A 1,910-nucleotide genomic window follows, 5' to 3' on the forward strand; every position below is an offset into this window, starting at 1 on the left:
CGAGCAGGGAGGTGCCCCCACCGGCACCGGACTTCTCCGACGAACCCCGGCCCATGTCGTGCAGACGCGTGACCACTGCGCTGTTGCTGGTGCTGTGCAGCGTGTTCATCCCGCACCCCCCTCGTGGACTTCCGGAGTTCCGGCTGTTCCGTCGTACTTCCGTGCTTCCGTGCCTCTGTGCTTCCTTGCCTGTGCCGAAAAGCTTGCCTGTGCGATTTCATGGCCGTGTCCGCCGACTGTCACAGACCTGTCACAGAGGTCATGACACAGTGCTACCCGCGCGTAGCTGTTCCGGGAGTCGAAACCGTTCCTATGGACTGAGCGGGAGTAAGTCCTGGCGCCAGGACTCGTGCTCAGCCGCGTGCCCCGAACGGTTGTGGGCACACTGGTCGCCCGCTTTCGCTCCGCGTCCGGGCGGCACGGATCGTGTCCGTGGTCCGGGAAGGCGGGGGCGGGGTCCCTCACGCCCGCGGTCATCGCGTCCGGCCTGGGCGGTCCGATGCCCCGCACGATCGCTCCGGTCGTGTGGGGGCGGTGCCGTCCGTCGCCGGATACGGTGCCCAAGGGCGCGCCGTCCGATGGCCACAGCGGCGGCGTCGTGCCGCGTGGCCTTGCGCGTTGTGCTGGTCAGGGGTTTCTGCCAATGCTGGGCGCCCCAGCGGCTGGTGTAGGCCGGGTCGACCGCGACGACGGTCACACCGAGTTCGGCGGCCATGGACACCAGCCGGGCCCGCAGCCGGGCCACGGGCAGCCCGGAGATGAGCTTGCGGAACCGTTTGCGGCGGCCGTGCTTCTCCCGGGTTTTCTCCGCGGCGAAGTCCAGGTCCTCGATCGCCAGGGCCAGGCTGTGGTGGGCGGCCCAGTGCAACAGGCGGATCAGGGCGTGGCGCACCTGCGCGTCCCGGTGCCGTGCGCTGCCGGTCAGGGCGTAGTCGAAGCGGCGGGGCTCGCCGACGGGGTTGCCGTGGGTGTCCAGGCGCCAGGCGGCCAGGTGGTCGGCGTTCATATCCACCCCGGCCAGCCCGCCCGCGCGGGCCGTCTCCAGCGGCACCGTCCTGACCGGCGGAATCTGCCAGGAGGCGGTCACATACCAGCGGCCTCGGCCGGTGTCGTAGTGGAGGCGGTAGGCCACCGCACGGTTCGCCGCGACGCGGTCGGCCCACTGCGCGCCGCGGTGGCGGAAGCGGGCCCGGCAGGCGAGCACGTACCGGCCGTGCGGTGCGTTGGCCAGACCGGCCAGCGGCGCCGGGAGCTTGATGCTCACCTTCCCCTCCGGCGAGATGCGGATGGTCTCGTTGCCGTACCGCTTGCCGGACTCGCCGTCGGCCTGCAGGAACCACCGCTCGGCCCGCCACCGCAGCCGCCACTGCTCCTCGGTCAGCCCGGCGGCCTGCAGGTGGTGCCGGGTGCGGAGCAGTTTCCTGCCGCCGCGCACCACGTGCACCCGCCCGGCCTCGAAGTCGGCCCGCACCCGCTCCAGCCGGTCCTCCAGCACGTGCAGCCGCCGGGTCTTGGCGAACCACTCCCGCCGGGAGCGGTAGCCGCCCGGCGACCCCTTGACGCCCTTGGCCCCGAGGGGCTGCGCGAGCCGGCGCCTGATCGCCTCGATACCCGCCTGGAGAATCTGGAGGTGGGCGAGCTGCCCGCGCCGCGCCAAAGCCCACTGATCATGCGTGGCCCTGGTGATGCTGCCCGCCCACCGCGCGGATGACTCCCCCGTCAGCGCCCGCTTGCGCCGCGCCCACTGCTCGCCGTCGTGCTTCAGGCCCGCCGAGCAGCGCGCCTTCAGGTCACCGGCGGCCAGCGAGCCGAGCAGTCCGCCGACCCGGCGCAGCACCGTCTCGTCCTGCCCGGTCAGACCCTTGAGACCGGAGCGGACCGCCACCCCGGACGGGCCGGGCACCACGAAC

1 protein-coding gene and 1 pseudogene are annotated in these 1,910 nt (G+C 72.5%); both read right to left on the minus strand.

Annotated features, from left to right (window positions below; genetic code table 11):
• Positions 1–109, minus strand: a pseudogene (locus C1I97_RS42185) (SigE family RNA polymerase sigma factor); the annotation flags it as partial.
• A 201-nt stretch (positions 110–310) separates the two neighbouring features.
• The coding region (locus C1I97_RS36305) for an IS200/IS605 family element transposase accessory protein TnpB (protein ID WP_111007166.1) at positions 311–1,910 on the minus strand (1,600 nt) is incomplete at its 5' end.

The sequence above is a fragment of the Streptomyces sp. NTH33 genome (assembly GCF_003236365.1).
GTDB lineage: Bacteria > Actinomycetota > Actinomycetes > Streptomycetales > Streptomycetaceae > Streptomyces.